This window comes from Hugenholtzia roseola DSM 9546 (genome assembly GCF_000422585.1).
In the GTDB taxonomy this organism is placed as follows: Bacteria; Bacteroidota; Bacteroidia; order Cytophagales; family Bernardetiaceae; genus Hugenholtzia; species Hugenholtzia roseola.
This window is the reverse complement of the sequence record NZ_AUGI01000038.1, coordinates 59,294-78,130: the sequence shown is the minus strand read 5'-3', so window position 1 is coordinate 78,130 and position 18,837 is coordinate 59,294. Positions and strand designations below refer to the sequence as shown.

Here is an 18,837-nt window from a genome sequence, read left to right as displayed (position 1 = left end):
GCTTTTAGCCGTCGGCGAGGTTTTTTTTGAGAAAACAAGAAAAAAAGATAAAGAAATCGCCTTTTTGAGGGCTAAAATCGCAACAAACATGAAATTACATCAAAAACTCTTTTTCTTTGCGCTCTGCCTTTTTTCAGGGGCATTGTTAGCGCAAGAAGACTCTGAAACTGCAAAGGTAGCAGGCAGAACCCTACCCAACGGCATCAAACTCATCAAAGTAGAGGGCGGCACTTTTCTTATGGGCTGCGACGAGCAGCGAGATGGAAATTGTAATGATTACGAAAAGCCTGTCCATTCCGTAATGCTAACAGATTTTTGGCTTAGTGAAACTGAAATTACGAACGCCCAATATACCGCTTTTTTGAATGAATACGGCAGCGACGTAGTAAAAGACGGCGAGCATAAAGGGCAGAGGATGATTGAGGAATATAAATGGGGTGTAGAAAAGGTAGATAATAAGTGGCAACCCCAATCAGGCTTTGAAAACCACCCTGTTATTTGGGTAACATGGTTTGGGGCATCTGAATTTTGCCGCTTCTATGGCGGCTCTCTGCCTTCGGAGGCGCAGTGGGAATATGCTGCAAGAGGCGGCAACAAAAGCAAGGGCTACAAATACGCAGGCTCTAATAATTTAGATGAGGTGGCGTGGTATGGTGCAAATTCAGGTAATCAAACACATCCTGTACGCCAAAAAAAGCCGAATGAATTAGGCTTGTATGATATGAGCGGTAATGTTTATGAGTGGTGCCAAGATTATTATAATGCAAAGTTTTATGAAACTGCTGATGCCAAAAAACAAAACCCTTTGAATAACAAAGTGTCTGACTATAGGCTTTTGCGTGGCGGTTCGTGGGACTTCTATGATTATTTCTGCCGCTCTGCCTACCGTATCTGGTACTATCCTTCTAATAGGTACTGCGACTACGGGTTTCGTTTTTCTCCAAGTCTGTAACGCTTTGTGCTTTTAGGTTTTTACCCTTTGTAGGGACAAGGCATTGCCTTGTCCGCATAGCAGGATTGAAAAATTTTGTTGGTTTATTCGTGCATGGCTCGGACAACGCGGTGCGTTGTCCCTACGAAAATGCAGGTGATTGAAAAAAAGGTTGGTTCAATTTGCAAATAGTTCGGACAACGCGGTGCGTTTGTGCCTATAAAAATGCAGGTGCTTGCCTTGCGGAAAATCAAAAAAACAGTACCTTTACAAGGTCTTTGCAGATACAAAACAAGTAGCACGATAGCTTTATGAAACACATCACCCAACAGCACGAAATCTACTACGACGAGGCACTGAAAGCCATTTTGCTTTCTTGGAAAGGCTTTCCTTCGCGCGAGCAAATCCGTTTGGCAGCAGGATTGGCTATCGAGCTGATGCAGGCTCACAAGGTTACCAAATTCCTAAACGACCAAAGCGCACTCACCGAACTCTTTTTCGACCAAGATGATTGGGTCGCTGATACTTGGTTTCCCAAAATCGTAGATGGAGGCACAGAAAAATACGCCGTCGTGGTAAGCCAAAGGCATTACGAGCAACTGCCTGCCGCCATCAAAAGCAGCAAGCAGGGCAAGATAGAAATTCAGTATTTTACCGATTTGGAAAAGGCGAAAATGTGGCTTTAAACACGCGCGAAGCTGGAGCTTCGCGTTACGGTAAGGAAAAGGCATTGCCTTGTCCTATGCCCCAAACCCTAAGGGTCTTGAAGACCCTTAGGGTTTAAGTCCAAATTTCATTTCGTGTCAAATTTGAAAAAACTGTAATAAAACAAGACTTTTCACAGAACTTAACATCACCGCACCCTGCCCGACCCCCGTTATGGGAGGGTTCGAAAACCAAATCATTTTTTTATGCTCGCATAAAAAAATGATACCGAATAAAAGCCCCTCCCTTTGGGGGAGGGGTTTGGGGTGGGGTGCATTTAAGGCTTTTATCGTTGCAAAAATACAGATTTATCCGAAATGCAAAACCATTTTTGGCTGATATTTGCCAAATTTTAATGCACTTCTTTCCAAATCAAATTGATATAGTCGTGGTAGGGACTGTGCAAGGGTAGTGCTTTTTTAATTTTAAAATACAAACTTTTGGCTGCCTCCTTTTCGTTTTGTGCCACAAGTTTTGCCAATTCTGCCAAAGAAGCGTCCATGTAGGGCGAAATTTCGGTTACGCTTCCCAAAAGGCGCGTCGTGATGTCGCTAATTGTCCAGCCCCAAGGCTGCCCTTCTTGTAAAAACGGACTTGCCACTACTTTTTCGCCGTCCGTTTCCAAACAAATGATATTGTTATATTCCAAAGATTGTATCGTGAAAGGGTTTTGGGTGCTGACAAAAAACTGAACTTGTGGGAAAATATGTTGCAGGCGCGGTAGCAGGCTGCGTTGCCAACTCAAATTGAGGTGCGCATCTATTTCGTCTAAAAGAATAACGCCCTGAAAGGTGTCGGTGTTGGTAAGATTTTTATAGTGTAATAAAAAGCGAATCGCCATGTCATAAATCCAGGCAAAAACTGTTTGAAAGCTCTCTGAAAGGCTTTCCAAACTTACCAAAGTAGTACCATTTTTAAATACAAAATGCTTATCGTCTAAATGACTAAGTACGATACTTTGCTCCTCTTGTAGGGGGTCTTGCTCCAAAACGCGGTTGAGCAGGTTTTTTAAATCCTGCCAATGCAAATTTGTTTGGCTATAACAAAGCGGCTCTTGTGGCGTTTTTAGGTAATTATTCTCACCAAAAAGTGAAGCAATAGGCGCGAAACGCTGATTTTGAGAGGCATAGACCTTGCTATCGCTGCGTTTGCCCGAACCGTATCCAAAGACAGGTAGCTCATTGTTCAAACGCTCAAAATTTTGATAGTGGCTATTGGTATTCAGATGGTTATTGCTTTCTACGCGGAAACGAAGTTGGATTTCTTCGCCATTGCCCTGAATCCGCAAAATCATATTGCCCTGCTCTTTGCCAAATTTCACAAGATTGCTCCACTGCTGAACGGCAGGGATAGGCACACCCGTTAGCCCCAACGCAATGAGTTGTAGTAACGTAGATTTGCCTGTGCCACTTGTGCCTGTGATAAGGGTAATTTTGCGCGGTGAATTGATGTGTGGAAAATCGATGGAGAGTCTATCAAAGCAGCGTATATTTTTCAAAAAGATAGATTCTACCATCAAAGGGCTGGTTTCTTCTTGTATCTGGTCGTCGGGAAAGTCGATGCGGAAAGGGGGCAGTTTTTTTTGTATAAAAGTTTGATAAAAATGGCTCAAAACGGCATCTTCGGCAGGGCTATTTTCGGGGTGATAGAAAAGATAGCTAAAATTATAAACCAAATTCCTCAAAGCCAAACTATAAGCCTTCGAAGGCAAAAGCAAATTTTGAAGCTGTTGGAAAAAGGGTTGAAAATGGTTTTCGAAAGTAGCCTCTCCAGCAAGGCTCTGTTGCCAAAACGATTCGTCTTGATTTTGTTTTTCTTTTTCAAAATAAAGATGTAAATAATGACTTACTTCTTCGCGCCACTTATTGCGCCACTTTTTGAGCAGTTTCTGCCTATCTGTGGCGGCGCGTCCTGCATTGAGTTTGTAGGTATAAATGGTGGTAGCAGCCTTGAAATTGCGTCGGATAGCCTGCCATTTTCCTTCTGCATCGAGAGCCAAACTGCGTTCGGGTACATCTATTTCAGGGTGCAGGATAAGGGGATTTTCGGCTAAAAATTCCTCTGAATCGGCTCTCCATTTTTGGCGATTTAGGGGGGCAGCCTTCACGCGCTTTTGGCTGTGCAGAATGGGAAAGGTATTTTCTTTGTACAAATAACAATCCTGACAAACGGGCAGCAAATTGCTCCATTCATAAATAAGCCAAGGATAAAGCGTCAGCGGACGGTAGTGCGTAACGAAAGCAGGCAGGTTTTCTACCCCAATGGGCGTTTCGCAATAGGCGCACTTATGGCGATAGAGTTCGAGCAGTTTGCCTATCACTTCGGGGTGCAGCAGAATATCGGGGCGCACTTCGGGGTGGCGCATTTCCCCCCTTAAAATTTTTTGGATATGACCTTCCACTTCCGCACTTTGCAGAAGAAGAGGTGGTTGCTCGAAATTTTTGCGGACAGCAATCATACAAAAGGCAGAAAATTAGAAAATAAGGCGACTTTCACCAATAATTTGACAGACAGTTTTTACAGCTAATTTTACAACTAATTTTTCCAAAGTAGGGAAAACGCACTGCGTTGTCCGAACCCTGCACCAATGAACCAACTATGTTTTTCAATTTTGCCCTGCGGGGCGTTGTTGCAACGATAAAAGCCTTAAATACACCCCGCCCCCATAGGGCGGGGCTTTTTTATCATAAAACATCTTTTAGTTATGATACAAAACCTTGAAAATTAGTTTTGTTTTCGAACCCTCCCCTATGGGGGGAGGGCAGGGTGCAGTGATGTTAAATTCTAAAAATCAAATGCAAATGTAGGGACAAGGCACTGCCTTGTCCGCAGTGAGATTGAAATAAAAAAGGATTTTCAGACCCAAAAATAGGGGTCAGTCCAAATTTTATTTTGTGTCAAATTTGACAAAACTTTGACAAAATAAGGCTTTTTACAGAACTTAACATTACTGCCATAGGGCGGGGCTTTTATTCAGCATCATTTTTTTACATTTATGCAAAAAAATGATTTGGTTTTCGAACCCTCCCCTATGGGGGGAGGGCAGGGTGGGGGTTCAGCAGGTTTGCACGAAGCACAAAACCTCGTTTGTTGACTTTCTGAACTTTGTAAAAACGCCCTATAAGAGAAAGCAGAAAGTCTTTTACTGCAAAGCGGCTACGCCCATTTTTCCAAATGCGCTAACACGTGAGCGAACACATCTTGGGCGGCTTCCTTGCCAATCACACAATCTTGATGTCCATAGCCTTCAATAAGATGGTAGCTATATTTTTCTGCGCCATTCAGACGGCAGAGTTCTTGGTACGTTGTCTGCGTTGCGATAGGGGCAAAGACCTGATTTTCAGCCCCATGAATGAAGCAAATCGGCAAGTTGAGGCGGCTTTGCAGGTGTGGCATATAGACATCTTGCCCTTCGGCATTGACCAACTGTTTTTGGCGTGTCATCAGGGTCAGATGTTCGTACATGGTCATATTGGCGATACCAAACATTTCGTGGAAAGCCTCGAAAGTGGCAGGGTTGATGTTTTCCTTTTCGTACAAAGGCGCAAACATAAAGGTTACGCGATTCGAAATGGGGTCGTTGGTGGCTGCGCCCAAAGGTTGCGCGTATAATTTGACAACTTTATTAAGAAGTTTATCCAACCAAGAGGCATTTTCGTCGGTATAAGCCGAAATGCTTTCCATGCCCAATTTGTGTAGAAGGGTCGGTACGTGCAAATTGGCTTTGAGTTCGATTTGAGTGCCGCCCATTACGTGCGCCGCAATTTGAAAACAGGTAAGCGATTTTACCCCCTTCAAACCTGAAAGCAGAGCCATCACCGCCGTAATTGCCCCTACGCAATGCGTTACCAAATGTACTTCTTTTTCACCCGTAACTTCCAAAATCTTTCCTAAAAGCGCAGGATAATCTTGAAGTGCTACTTCATCTGCCGTACTTTGGCGCGAAGCCGAAGGCAGCAAGATGCTGGTGCGATATTCCATGACCCATACTTCATACCCATTTTGGTATAAAAATTCTACCAAATTCGGTTCTAAGGTGTCCATCTGGAAAATAAGTCCCGAAACGCTAAACCCATGCGAGAGAGCTACTACACCTTTAACTTCTTGATTTTGAGGCTTATAGCGTGTCAGGAGCAAATCTATGCCGTCGCTGGTACGGACGCTATGCAGTTCGGGGGTGCTTGTGTGAAGCGGACGCTTTTTGCGTGGTGGTGTATCGGGATTAAAGAGGGTGTCTTTTGCAAAAATGCCGCCGTAGGTATCGAAAATGCTACCGAAGGCAAATTTGCCCCATAGCGTTTTCACTTTCAAACTATCTATCAAATTATCTGTATGCAGGGCTTGTAGCGTGGCAAGCTGTTTGGCAAAACCAATAGGCGAGATGTGCAGAATCCCTTTGGCTACTACCTTTCCCTTGTTGTTTTTGCCCTCATAAATGGTCGTGTAAAGGGTTGTGGTATCTGCCCAAGCGTCAAAACCTTTGTCGTTGCGCACAACTTTGTAGCCTTCAAACCAAAAATAATTGCCTTCTACAGATTCGAGGCAGGCGTGGTAAATCATATTTTTGGCAGCCATGCGGTCGGGGTCGGCAGAAAGGACGTTGAAATTGCCTTCTGCAAAGGTCAGGGGTTGCGCTGAAAGGGCGGGGGCAGTAACCGTTCCTGCGGTTTGGGCATAATGAGCAGGATTTTCTATCAGTGCCTCCAAGTCGTGAATGACGATTGTAACGGTAATCTCACAGGCAGAATCGTTGTTTTTGCCCGCTTCGAAGGCTTTTTGGTAGGCTTCATAGCCTGTGGCATTTGTCCAATGTTGGCTTTGAGTAGAAATAAAGCCTTCCATTTGTTCGGAAAATTGTACGCCCCTGCGCGGTTTGGTTTCGGCTTTTTGGGCAAAAAAAGTCGCATTTTTTTCAAAACCCTCTTCCATTTGCCAACCCTTTTCTTGACAAAGCAGCAGGGCAGTGCGCTCGGCAAGTGCCGAAATGGTCAAGAATGGATTTGCACCCAAAGAACGCGGTACAATAGAGCCATCGGCTACGTAAAGCGTTTCGAAAACTGCCCCTTCTTTGCCTTGTGAAACATCAAAAACCTGCCCTTTGTGATTGACTACGCCTTTTTCGGCATTTTCTGCCATAATGCAGCCCCCCAAAGGATGCACCGTAACTAAGTCGTGTTCGAAGAGGTCTGTCCAGATAGGATTCGGAACATAAGTGCCGCCTAAGGCTTCGGTGGCTTTATACAAATTCTCATTAACGGTTTCGAAAATGGGCTGTTTGCCTACGCCTTTCCACGAAATTTTGAGGCGGTCATTTTCTAAAAGCAATTCACCCTTCGAATCGTCGTGCGTCATCACCAAAAAGGTCTGTGTATTTTGCATTGCCCCTTTGTACGCGCCCTGCCAAACCCAACTTTCCAAGATGCGCAACTTTTCGCCTATCTTGTCGGAAAGACCCTCGTCGGTATCTGTACCTATTTTGCCTGCCAAAGGCATAAAAAGTTGGGGAAAAGTCGCCGCCATAGCACCGGGTACAGAGCCTTCTTCGATGACCATGCCCTCGTTTAGGTTCGGACGGTTGCGCATATCGATAACGCTCGTAATGCAAGGTCCTACGGGATTTTGAGGGTCTTCCTTTCGTGCGCCCCAGCCGATACCATTGATGTTTTGGTCGTTATTAAACCCAAAACCCAAGACATCGCCATTGCCCGAAAAATGCTTGCCTACCTGTTCTGAAAGTGGCAATCCCTTTTCTTTCGAGCGCAATAAGATTTGAGAAGAGCCAAGCGTGCCTGCTGCCACTACGACATAGTCGGCTGAAATAAAGGAAAGTGCTTCTGTAAAGAGTTTTCTGCCTGCCCCCGCGATTTTGTAGTAAATGTTCCAGACTTTTTTCCCTTCCTGCTCTACCTGCTCGATGTATTGCACCGAAATTTGTGTGAAAATAGAAGCCCCATGCGCCACAGCGTCGGGCAAATAATTCATCGTGAGCGTATTTTTCGCCTGCTGATTGCAGCCCGATACACAATCGCCACAAAGATTGCAGGGCTTTTGTGGCACACCTACCTGATTGAGACTTTCTTTTTCAAAATTGACGGTGATGTCGAGTTTGCGAAACGGCTCTTGAAGGGCGGCGGCAGATTTTTGCATGGCTTGCATCTTTGCCAAAGGCGGAAACGTGTCGGGATAGGGGTTTGGTTTGAGCATAGACCAAGCACGCTGGTAGCCTTTTTCTAAAAAACTGCCCTCTTTTTCAAATTCTTCTCGCAATATTTTCGGAAAAAGTGGGTCTTCAAAGACGCGCTTTTCAGGGCGAATGGCAACATTGGCATTGACCAAAGAAGTCCCCCCTAAGCCGCAGCCCACAAAGACATTGATGTCCTTGCCGATATGAAAATCGTAGAGTCCTAATTCATTGCCGATATGTTTTTGGGGCGTTTGCACCTGAAATTCGGCTGCCGCTTCTAATTGCGTGTCGGGAAAATCGCCTGCCCTAAATTCTTTGCCACGCTCTAAAAGGCAGACCTGCCTGCCTGCACGTGCCAAGCGCGAAGCCATGATAGAACCCCCATAGCCCGAACCTATCACGACGACTTCGTAGTGAGAGGCTATCGTTTCGAGGCTTTTTGAAAGGGTAGGTTGTGGTATTGATTTTTGTGGCGATATTTTTTCGGTTTGCATAGCGTTTTGGAAAGTGAAAAATAAAAAGAAGTAAAAAGAAATAAAAATCAGAGAAACATTTGCAGAAATAGGTAGGGAAAAGGCACTGCCTTGTCCGAAGCAAGATTGAAATGGGGGGCATCAAACTTTTTACATCAGAAAAAGCCAATTATACATAAAAAAGCTACAAGCATTGTCATCGAAGAAGCAGCTTAGGTCTTGTATCCAAACTTTATTGTGTGTGGTGGCAAAATAAAGACGAAAAGATGTTTCAATATCTTTTTTTGCATGGTAATGAAAAACTTTTATGCCGCCTATCGCTTCAATTTCTTCTTTATTAGGAAGAAAGAATTTATCCGATTCATCTAAAATGTCGTTTTCATATTTTACTCTCTCAGCTGTTCCCTCGAGCAAGTTGGTACAACCATCTTCGGAGTCCTTAGAAGTTAGTTTAAAAGTTATTTCGGTATCCGAAACCGACAAAATTTGCAATTCTATCTGATAACTTTCGTTGCGATACCCAAAAACACCTGCTTCAAGGCTTGCGCTTTGCTGGGCAGAAAGGGCAGAGAAACAGTTTGCAAACCCTATTTCTACTCCTAAGAAAAGAAGCAATAAAAAGGCAGCCTGCCAAAAGAATTTCAAATTACGAAGCATAGTATGAAGATGAAGTAGGAAGATAAAAAAGGTGAGAAAGAGAGGTCAGACCCAAAAGGCTGAACTTGCGCCTAAAATACTGAAAAATCTGCAACCTGCGCCAAAAAAAAGAAAATCGGCTGCAAAAAATAGCTAAAAAGTATTACCTTTGCCCTTGTCTAACGAGTGAGTGTGGCTTTTTGGCACACTTGAAAAGGGAAGGCGGTGCAAATCCGTCGCTGTACCCGCAACTGTAAGGAGCATTTTAAGCAAGAGCCTTTTTAAAGACCACTGTTTGCAGCTACCTAAGTAGGCAATCACACACATGCCTTTAAAGGAAACTAAGAATGGGAAGGGAAAAGGTGGCTCTAAGTCAGGAGACCTGCTCGATAGATAGTCCGCCTATGCAAGGTTTCGGGAAAAAAACCACATATCGGCAAAGGCAAATTCCCTCTTTTTGTCTTTTGGGTTCAAATTTGAAATGCGAAGGGCTATTTTGTCCTTTTCATTCGCGCTGCTTTGACTTTGTAGGCGTGTAAGATTTTTTATGAAATTTCATAAAAATCTGCATACAAACAAGGGTAGGTTTGGACTGTCGTCGTTTTTAGTTCAAAAGTTTAAATGATAAGGACTTTCACTTCCTTCACATTTAGACCTTATCTTTCTTATTCATTACACAAAAAACAACTATTTTAGTATGAAAAAAAGATTTTATTGGCTTTTTTTAGCCTTCACGCTTCTTTTTTCAGCCTGTAATTCCGAAGATGAAAATGAAGACCTTATCGTGCGCCTTACGCGCCCCAGCGCGGATACGACGGTGCAGGTAGGGGCAGAGGTGCGCTTTGCGGCGGAATATTCCACTTCGCCCAATAATTTACAAATCCGTTGGCTTCAAAATGGCATTGAGGTAGCGACAACGGCAGAGGCACTCCTTCGCTTTGAAGAATTTGGTGAGTATGAAATCGAATTGCAGGTGCGCGGTTTTGGCAAAACCGTTTCGGATACGCGCAAAGTGCGTGTTTTAGACCGTTACAGTAGAGGGGCTTTTATCGGTTGTGAAGGCAATTTCGGACAAGGAAATGCGACAGTAAGTTTCCTTTCTCCCGAAGGGCAGATAAGACAAGGGATTTTTGCAACTGAAAACGCCCGTCCTTTGGGCGACATTCTACAATCGGTGGCTTTGCAGGGCGATAAAGCCTATTTGGTCGTCAATGCAAGCCATAAAGTAGAAGTTGTCAATCGTCATACCTTTAAAAGTAGCAGCACCCTTACGGGTAATTTCCAAAATCCGCGTTATTTTCATAGCGTTTCCGATACAAAAGCCTATCTTTCTACTTGGGGCAATCCTTTTAGTGGCAATACGATTGCGCCCAAAATCTTGATTTTGGACACCAATACTGATGCTATCATAGGCGAAATGCCTGCGGGGGCGGGAGCAGAATATATCGCTTCGGCAAATGGAAAAGCCTTTGTAGGCAATAGCTTTACTACCAATATCTACGTCTATGACATTGCTTCTAATACTTTAATAGATAGTTTGGATACTGCACCTTATAGTCCGTATCAGATGCAAGTAGATAAAAATGGTACGCTTTGGGTCATGACCTTTGCCTATGATGAAAATTTCCAGACTCCGATAGGGGCTTTATACAATTTTAGCACAGGCAGCCTACGCAAAAATAGCGAGCTAACTTTGAGTGTTGCGCCGCTCAATGTACGGGGCAATTTGCAGGTGGTAGGCGATAATCTCTATTTCCAACTCTCTGACGGCATTTACAAGACAAGTTTGGCTGCGCCTTCTTTGCCCACTGCCCCTTTGATAGCAGGCAGTTTCCGAAATTTTGAGCTAACGTCTTCGGGTGATATTTGGACTTTGCAAGCCGATTTTAGCAATCCTGAAAATAATAAGGTGCTGATTTTCAACCCTTCGGGTGCAGAAACGGCGCGTTATCAGGTAGGAATTGGGGCGGGTAGTTTTGCTTTTGCCGAATAATTTTCTACTTTTGGGTTCTTTTCCCTAAAAAAGCTAAAAACGCGCTGAAAGACAAGCGGCTTCGGTGCGTTTTTAGTTTCCATGTAGATTTCTAAGGTTGCTTTTTAAATTGGCTATGTTTTTAGAACCAAACTTGCATAATTACCCTACCGCTCTTCCTGCTTACGGTTGGATAGAGGTTATTTGTGGCTCTATGTTTTCGGGCAAAACCGAAGAATTGATACGCCGCCTGCGTCGCTCTTTGATAGCCAAGCAGCCTGTTTTGGTCTTCAAACCTGCCTTAGATGTGCGCTACGACATAGAAAAAATCGTTTCTCACAACCAAAATACGCTTGAGTCTGTACCTGTATCGAAGGCGAAAGAGATTGTAGAAATTATATCAAGTTTAGAGAAAAAAGAAAAATCGGATTTTAAAGTAATTGGCATAGATGAGGCACAGTTTTTTGATGCCGAACTACCAGCGGTCTGTCAGCACTTAGCAAATCAGGGCAAGCGTATTATTTTGGCAGGCTTAGATATGGATTTTGAGGGCAAACCCTTTGGTTTATTGCCCGAATTGATGGCGATGGCAGAGTTTGTAACGAAGGTACGTGCGATTTGTGTCTGTTGTGGGGCGGTTGCTTCTTATTCTTATCGCTTAGATGAAAGTCAGGCACAGATTTTATTGGGTGAGAAGGAAAGCTATGAGCCACGTTGTAGGAAATGTTTTTTCGAAGGGCAGAAGGAAAAGCAAGCCAATCAAATTTGGAAACAAGGGATAAAGTAGTTTCCAAAGTCTTATCATTTTTGGCGTTATTGATGTTAAAATACTTTTTAGTTTTATTTCTTTTCTTTGATTTTGTTTATTTCCTTTTTCAAGAATCGGCGAATTTGAAGACTTATTTCTGTCCAGTCTGCCTGTTCTGTTTCAAAGGTTAGGTCTGCGCTTTCTGTACCCAAAATATGGTCTATGTACTGAATTGAGCTAAGAAAGGCGCGGTTTTGAAAGTAGGGCATTGGGGGCAAAAGGTAGCCCGCTTCGGCTCTTTGTTGGAGGCGGTCTAAGAGTGTATCTTGCTCACAGGTCAGTTTGAAGACCCAAACGCGGAAGCCTGCCTGTGCAGCGTCCCATTTGAGGGTGCGGTAGGCTTGCGAAACGCCACTCATCTCCAAAATGGCTTTTTGCGAAGCCAGCACATCTTGGTAGAGGCGCGTCTGTGCGAGGGCTTCACCTTCTACGCTCCCATCGAGGTTGTATTGGTGGCGGTAGGCATCGATAGAAAAATAAGAAAATTGGGGCAGGTCTGCCACAAGTTGGCGGCAGAGGCTGCTCTTTCCCGTTGCTAAATTACCGATAATGCAGAGTAAGACTTTCACTTTTAGTTAGGAAGAAGTTTTTATGTTATCCTTTTCCATTTCCTACATAATATTCGAGCTTGCTTTTGAGGCTATCCTTTGGAAAAGGTTTGGCAATGTAATCGCTCATGCCTGCTGCCAAGCACCTTTCGGCTTCGCCTTTGAGGGCAGAGGCGGTCATGGCGATAATAGGAACGGTTTTCGAAACCTTGCTTCGAATTTCTTGTGTGGCTTGGTAGCCGTCCATTTCGGGCATGTGTACGTCCATAAGGACGATATCGAAGGGTTCGGCGGCGATTTTTTCTAAGGCTTTTTTGCCATTATCTACCACTGTTACGAGGTAGCCCCAATTTTTGAGCATCTGCACGACGAGCATCTGGTTGATTTCGTTGTCCTCTGCCAAAAGGATACGTTTGGGTGCTGTATTTTCCGCACTGGTGGGTTCGGTTTGGAGCTTTTTGGTTTCTCTTTCCGAAGCAGTTTTGGCTATATTTTCTTTGTGATTGCCCTGATTTTGAAGATTTTGGGCGGCTACTGCCAAATTTTCTTTGGTCGTTTCTGGTGGAAAAGTTTTGAGCGGTGTGTTGTAGGGATTGTTTTTGGTAGGCAGAGCCTTAGGCGTAGGCACATCTTGGGGTTTTACTTTTTCAAAAGTGAGGTGGAAGCTAAACATACTGCCTTCGCCCTCTCTGCTTTTTACCAATACTTTGCCGCCCTGCTGCTCTACAAGCTGTTTGCAGATGGCAAGCCCCAAACCTGTGCCGCCATATTTGCGCGTAGTGCTGCTGCTCGCTTGTGTAAAGATAGAAAAGATGCTATCGAGCTTATCCTGTGGAATACCGATACCTGTGTCTTGTACCCAAAAATGCAGCGTTTGGAAGTCGAAGCCCGTTTCTAACACTTGCAAGCCAATTTCTACATAACCTTCGTGCGTGAATTTTATCGCATTACTAACCAAATTGAGCAAGACCTGACGCAAGCGCACAGGGTCGGTCTTGATAAAGGGATATAAATCGGTGGGCAATTTCAGGCGCAGTTCTATGTTGCGGGCTTGGGCGCGTAGGCGCATCGAGTTTTGCACCTCATCGAGGAGGATTTTCAAATCAAGCGGCTGCATCTCGAAGGTCATCTTGCCTGCTTCGAGTTTGGAGAGGTCTAAAATGTCGTCGATGATAACCAAAAGGTGGTCGGCAGAGGTCTTGATGGCATTGACATACATCAGTTGTTTCTCGTTCAAATCGGTATCCAAGAGCAATTCCGACATGCCATATACGCCGTTCATGGGTGTGCGAATTTCGTGACTCATATTGGCTAAAAAGTCTTGTTTGACCCTTGCCGATTCCTCTGCTTGCTGTTTGGCTACAATTAAGTTAGAATTTTGCTGCTCTATTTGGGTGAGCATTTCATTAAAATTATCGCGCAAAGTGCCAATTTCGTCGTGTCTATCATTTTCAATCTGAATGTTGTAATTTTTGTGTAGCGCAATTTCTTTTGTCTTGGCGGCTAATTCTAAAATCGGACGGGTAACGATTTTTTGGAGGTTGGCAGAAAGCAAATAGCTAAACAAAAGGGTCGCTAAAAAAACTATCCCCATGACGCTCAAATAGGCATAAAAACGCTCATAGTGCGGCGTTAGGGCATAGCGCAGATAGACTGTCCCAATTTTAGCACCGTAGGTATCGCTTTGCGCCAAATAAATGTCGGCACTTTTGTCGGCAAAATTAAAGACTACTTCGGGGACTTTGAGCGCGACTTCTTTGAAGGGGGCGAGGTTGCTTTTTTTGCCCTTTACGTAGGTGGCAAAGACCTGTCGGGTAGAGTCGAAGATGCAGCCTTGCAGCGCGTAAGGGTCGGAGCGCAAAAAGCGTTTGAGAGCTTCTTCGGCACTAACGGCGTTGTTAAATTCTAAGGTAATGACGTTTTCTTTGCCAATAAATTCTGCCTTTTTGATGTATTCATTTCGTACCTGCTCGCGATAGGTGAAAAAATCATAAGCCAAAAATGCCACAAAGGGAAAAAGTAGAGCCACGCTTGTTACGAGCATGATAACTAAAATCACCTTGTTTTTGATAGAAATATTGCGCCAAAAGCCTTTTTTTGTATTCATTTTTGAAAAATGCGAGCAAGCAAATAGTGAAAGGATAGGAACGAGAAGCGTTTTTAGCAAAGCAAGCCTCTGAAAGGAGAGAAACGCTGCCAAAGAGATAACGGAAAATTAAGGTTTTTTATGTATTTGGGCAGGTAAAAACCCAAAAAGACCGCCCTTCGCACCGCAGCACGAAATAGGCTAACAGAATAGTTTTTGCTCAAAATAGGTATAACAAAATAAAATTTGGCTTTACCCTTCTTTTTTATTTCAATCCAACTTCGGAAAAGGCAACGTCTTTTCCGAAGTTGGCAAACCATTTTTAAAACCAGACTTAGCATCTGGACTTAAAACTAAACGCTAATGAGGCAATGCGTCGCCTTCTAAGGTCTGTCTTGCCTTTTGCGCATCATCGGCTTGTGTGCCTAATTTGCCAATAATCAGGCGGTTGCTTTTGTCATAACTAAGGTAGCTCCAAAGCCAACTGAAAAAAACAAAGACGCGGTTTCTAAATCCTACCAAAGACATCAAATGGACAAACATCCAGACCAACCACGCTATCCAGCCTGCCAAATATGCCTTTTTTAAATCCACAACGGCGCGGTTGCGTCCGATAGTAGCCATCGAGCCTTGGTCTTTGTATTCGAAGGCTTTGAGGGGCTTTTTGTGGATAAGGTTTTGAAGGTTTTTCGCCAGCAGTTTGCCCTGTTGGATAGCAGGCGGCGCGACCATAGGGTGTCCTTTGGGCGTTTTTTCGGTTATCATTGCCGCTACATCACCTACGGCAAAGATATTTTCATAGCCCGAAACGCGATTATAGCTATCTACTTTGATGCGATTGCCGCCAACGATAGCCTCTGTATTTAAACCTGCAATCGGATTGCCTTTTACGCCTGCCGCCCAGATGAGGTTGCGCGAAATAAAGGTTTCGCCTGTATTGAGCGTTACGGTGTAGCCATCATAAGTTTTGACGCTTTTGCCTGTATGCACCTGCACGTTCATCTCCTTCAAAAACTTTTCGGCATCTCTGCCTGCCTTTTCGGTCATGCCATTGAGCAGGCGCGGGGCAGCCTCAATTAGATGGATGTCCATCTCTTTGAGATTCAACTCTCTGTAATCTTTTGGAAAGACATGACTACGCAATTCGGACAGTGCGCCCGCAATTTCTACCCCTGTGGGACCGCCGCCTACAATGACAAAGTCGATGTAGCTATTTCTGTTTTCCTCTTCTTCGATAAGCAGTGCCGATTCGAAATTGCTGATAATGCGATTGCGAAGGCGGATAGCATCTTGAATCGTTTTCATGGGAACGGCGTAGGCTTCTACGGGTTTGATGCCGTAAAAATTGGTGTCTGCACCTGTGGCAATGACCAAATAATCGTATTTGACTTTTCCGATAGAAGTCTCGATAAGATTTTCATTCGGATAGACTTTCGAAACTTCACCCAAGCGAAAGTAGAGGTTGCTCTGTGTGCCAAAATTTTTCCGAAAGGGATACACTATCGCCGAAGTTTCCAAGCCCGAAGTGGCTACCTGATAGAGTAGGGGCTGAAAGGTGTGGTGGTTGAATTTATCGAAAAGCACAACTTCGGTGGCGGTATTGCGTAGGCTTTGCGCCAATTTCAAACCTCCGAAGCCACCGCCTACAATGACTACACGCGGGCGTTTTGATTCGGTTATTAAGTTATTCATAGTTTTGTTTTTTATATGATTTTTTCCTAATACCAAAAAATTAAATTTTGTCGGTAGCGTGTGAACCTCCAAAAAGTCCGCTTTTCTTTTTACAACGCTCGATGGAAAGCAGGCGATTTTCTATAATCTTCATATCCAAAGCCTGCCTGATACTTTCCTGATAAGCATCGATGGCTCTGCCATATTGCCCTTCCATTTCATACAAAATACCGTACTCATTGTATAGCGTTACTTTGTTGATGCCGTCGATGGCTTTGGCGCGTTCCAAAAGTTGGCGTAGCTCGTTGAAGCGTTTGAGATTCGAAAGCAGTGCCATGTAGTTGTAATAAGTTGCCAGATATTCGGGTGCGTGTTGGAGTGCCAAGCGGTAGTATTCATCGGCTTGTTGGTAGAGCTGATATTTGATTTCATAGACCCAGCCCAAGTGATTGTAGGCACGCCCAAAGGTAGGGTCTTCGCGCAAGATGCCTTCTAATAGCTGCACCGCTTCGGCAATTTTGCCGTCTTTAATCTTTTGGTCGGCTTGCATAAAAATATCGTGCAGGCGCAAATATTGGTCGTCGAGTGTCATATCGGAAAAAGATTGAAAGAAAAGATAGTTTTGTATGCACAATGGTAAAGGTGGCTTCTCTTTTATAGGTCGAGGTAGCGAAAGAGCAAATCGAGCCTTTCTTGTTCGAGTTCCACTTGTGGCGTTTCCTGAAATTTGGCGATAATGCGATAGCCAAATCGTTCCAGAGTGGCTAAGATATGCGTCAGTTCGTCGGTATTGACTTTGAGAGTGAGCTTGATTTTGTTGGGGTCGTTGTGGTGAATATCGACATAGCTGCTCAAAATTTTGGCGTTGTTTTCCTCTATCAAGCGGCTCACGTGCGCTAAGGAATAATCTACATAGTCCAATGCCAAGACAAAGATGCTGCCCTTGCTTTGTGTGGCGTAGGTACGCGCCAAAGCTGCCACAGTGTCGCGGATTGTGATAACGCCCAAAAAGTGTTTTTGGGCGTTGAGGACAGGCACGATACGCAGTTGGTGGTCGCTGGCAACCTTCAAGACCTCGAAAAAGTGCTGATGCTCGCTGACGAAAATATCGGCAAACTCGGTTTCTACCTCGCTAATAGGAGCTTCGGGATTGTTCATCTCAAAGAGCAGGTCTTCCGTTACCATGCCCTTGTAGAGATGATTTTCCACTACGGGCAGTTGGGTCAGGCGGAAACCGTCCATCCACCCTAAGGCTTTTCTGATGCTATCCTTGCCTTGTAGGGGCGGAATTAGGTCATTGATAAGTTCGGCGGCGGTATTCAGGTGAGGGTCTTGTGTGTGCGTCATGGGTGTGAGAGAAAGTTAGACGAAAAGAGGCAGAATGGGTCAGACTAAGCCGTCAGGCTTTTAGTCGGTAGGGGGTGTTTTTGTAAGAACTTTTCAAAATAGGCATTGAAAATTTCGGGGTGTTCCATCATCGGGGCGTGTCCGCAGCGGTCTATGAAACGCAGTTCGCTATTGGGTAGTAGGCGATTAAATTCATGCGCTACCAAAGGCGGCGTGATGGTATCGTTCAAGCCCCAGACTAATAGGGTAGGAATGTCTATCTGCTGTACCTCTTTTGCCATATTGTGCCGTTGTGCCGAGCGTGCAATGGTTATCATGCGCAGGCATTTGGCGTTGCTATTCGTAATCTCGAAAACGTCATCTACCAATTCTTTGGTCGCCACAGCAGGGTCGTAGAAGGTATAAGCCACTTTTTCCTGAATGTAGTCGTAGCTACCGCGTCGTGGGTAAGAGCCGCCCATGCCATTTTCAAACAAGCCCGAACTGCCTGTTAGTGCCAAGCGATGCACCTGTTTTTTATGTTTGAGGGCGTAAATCAGCCCTACATGTCCGCCCAAAGAGTTGCCCACTAAGGTCAAATCGCGCAAGCCTTTCATCTTGACAAACTCCTCGATGAATGCCACTAAGCCGCCTAAATCAGCCTTGTGAATTGAAATGGTATAAATGGGCATCATCGGAATCAGGACGCGATACGATTTTGAAAAGTGTGCTACCACCTGATTCCAATTGCTCATCGCGCCAAACAAGCCATGCAAGAGCAATAAAACTTCGCCTTCGCCTTCATCAATGTACTCAAAGCCTTTTTCCGACTTGATAGTTAGCTCCATAGTATTTTGCTACTGAATAAGTATAAAGGAAATAAACCTGCTATTTAGGCACAGCCCTAAATAGACCTAACAAACATAACACTTTATTTTAAATGTTCCAAACTTTTGGTAGCACTGCCAAAAATGACGCGCAAAATATCTATTCCACACACTTCACACTACATTTTTCTGTAGCGCAAAGCTCCAGCTTCGCCTTTCCAATTCATACCCACAGGAACTATCAGAGGTGATAAAGTTATTTTCACCTGCTTTATTTTTAATATCATAAAAAGTTTTGCTTTCAATCTCACTGCTGACAAGGCAATGCCTTGTCCCTACGTTTGTAACCCGATTTTTAAAACTGACGGGGCGCATCTTTTTGTGAAATTATTTTTCTGAAAATAGTTTTTATTTCAAATTTTTATGTTAAAAAGTCTAAATTTTTTAAAATTTCGTAACAATGCCTGCTTTCCTGCGTTTAGCAAAGGTACAATATTTGAATCAAAGTCAAAGCAGTATTTTTGTTTTCTCTATTGAAATCTGAATGGCTTTACAAAATGGTAGATTGCTCCTAAAAAAATACAAATTTCACTTTGCCTTTTCGTGTAGGAAGGCATAAATGAAGAAATACAAAAATAATCGTATTTTGATTTTTTCATATAAAAAATGT

Annotated in this window: 14 protein-coding genes and 1 riboswitch; of the genes, 4 read left to right on the top strand and 10 right to left on the bottom strand. The window is 44.0% G+C overall.

Annotated features, from left to right (window positions below; translation table 11 throughout):
- Positions 1 to 88 precede the first annotated feature (88 nt).
- Positions 89 to 952, top strand: a complete 864-nt coding sequence (locus tag G500_RS22295) for a formylglycine-generating enzyme family protein (protein ID WP_154657007.1) — start codon at positions 89 to 91, stop codon at positions 950 to 952.
- Between the two features lie 290 nt (positions 953 to 1,242).
- A complete protein-coding gene (locus tag G500_RS0104265; RefSeq protein ID WP_027001684.1) occupies positions 1,243 to 1,617 on the top strand; it encodes a hypothetical protein in 375 nt (124 codons plus the stop codon).
- Between the two features lie 371 nt (positions 1,618 to 1,988).
- On the opposite strand, the gene G500_RS0104255 is transcribed toward G500_RS0104265, so the two are convergent.
- From G500_RS0104255 to G500_RS0104240, 3 genes are all read right to left on the bottom strand, one after another.
- Positions 1,989 to 4,094 carry an AAA family ATPase gene (locus G500_RS0104255; protein WP_027001683.1) on the bottom strand — a complete coding sequence of 702 codons (2,106 nt, stop codon included), beginning with the start codon at positions 4,092 to 4,094 and terminating at the stop codon, positions 1,989 to 1,991.
- Between the two features lie 698 nt (positions 4,095 to 4,792).
- Positions 4,793 to 8,314, bottom strand: coding sequence for a GMC family oxidoreductase (locus G500_RS0104245; RefSeq protein ID WP_051203275.1), 3,522 nt, complete (start codon positions 8,312 to 8,314; stop codon positions 4,793 to 4,795).
- Between the two features lie 129 nt (positions 8,315 to 8,443).
- Positions 8,444 to 8,950, bottom strand: a complete 507-nt coding sequence (locus tag G500_RS0104240; RefSeq protein WP_027001681.1) for a hypothetical protein — start codon at positions 8,948 to 8,950, stop codon at positions 8,444 to 8,446.
- A gap of 146 nt (positions 8,951 to 9,096) precedes the next feature.
- A riboswitch (cobalamin riboswitch) is annotated at positions 9,097 to 9,333 on the top strand.
- 293 nt (positions 9,334 to 9,626) lie between these two features.
- Between G500_RS0104240 and G500_RS0104225 the strand changes: the two genes are divergently transcribed.
- Positions 9,627 to 10,922: a DUF5074 domain-containing protein gene (locus tag G500_RS0104225; protein WP_027001680.1), complete on the top strand. Its 1,296-nt coding sequence runs from the start codon at positions 9,627 to 9,629 to the stop codon at positions 10,920 to 10,922.
- A 115-nt stretch (positions 10,923 to 11,037) separates the two neighbouring features.
- Positions 11,038 to 11,688, top strand: a complete 651-nt coding sequence (locus tag G500_RS0104220; RefSeq protein ID WP_027001679.1) for a thymidine kinase — start codon at positions 11,038 to 11,040, stop codon at positions 11,686 to 11,688.
- Between the two features lie 53 nt (positions 11,689 to 11,741).
- On the opposite strand, the gene G500_RS0104215 is transcribed toward G500_RS0104220, so the two are convergent.
- From G500_RS0104215 to G500_RS25930, 7 genes are all read right to left on the bottom strand, one after another.
- Positions 11,742 to 12,278 carry a P-loop nucleotide/nucleoside kinase family protein gene (locus tag G500_RS0104215; RefSeq protein ID WP_027001678.1) on the bottom strand — a complete coding sequence of 179 codons (537 nt, stop codon included), beginning with the start codon at positions 12,276 to 12,278 and terminating at the stop codon, positions 11,742 to 11,744.
- A gap of 25 nt (positions 12,279 to 12,303) precedes the next feature.
- Positions 12,304 to 14,364 (bottom strand): ATP-binding protein, encoded by a 2,061-nt coding sequence (locus G500_RS22290; RefSeq protein WP_051203274.1) that lies wholly within the window; start codon positions 14,362 to 14,364, stop codon positions 12,304 to 12,306.
- A gap of 339 nt (positions 14,365 to 14,703) precedes the next feature.
- On the bottom strand, positions 14,704 to 16,035 hold the full coding sequence (locus tag G500_RS22285) for an NAD(P)/FAD-dependent oxidoreductase (protein WP_035756282.1): 1,332 nt from the start codon (positions 16,033 to 16,035) through the stop codon (positions 14,704 to 14,706).
- A gap of 40 nt (positions 16,036 to 16,075) precedes the next feature.
- A complete protein-coding gene (locus G500_RS22280; protein WP_051203273.1) occupies positions 16,076 to 16,606 on the bottom strand; it encodes a tetratricopeptide repeat protein in 531 nt (176 codons plus the stop codon).
- A gap of 62 nt (positions 16,607 to 16,668) precedes the next feature.
- The gene (locus G500_RS0104195) at positions 16,669 to 17,361 is read right to left on the bottom strand and encodes a CBS domain-containing protein (protein WP_035756261.1); all 693 of its coding nucleotides are present in this window, start codon (positions 17,359 to 17,361) and stop codon (positions 16,669 to 16,671) included.
- Between the two features lie 44 nt (positions 17,362 to 17,405).
- Positions 17,406 to 18,188, bottom strand: a complete 783-nt coding sequence (locus tag G500_RS0104190; protein WP_027001676.1) for an alpha/beta fold hydrolase — start codon at positions 18,186 to 18,188, stop codon at positions 17,406 to 17,408.
- A gap of 153 nt (positions 18,189 to 18,341) precedes the next feature.
- The gene (locus tag G500_RS25930; protein ID WP_027001675.1) at positions 18,342 to 18,542 is read right to left on the bottom strand and encodes a hypothetical protein; all 201 of its coding nucleotides are present in this window, start codon (positions 18,540 to 18,542) and stop codon (positions 18,342 to 18,344) included.
- Between the last annotated feature and the right edge of the window lie 295 nt (positions 18,543 to 18,837).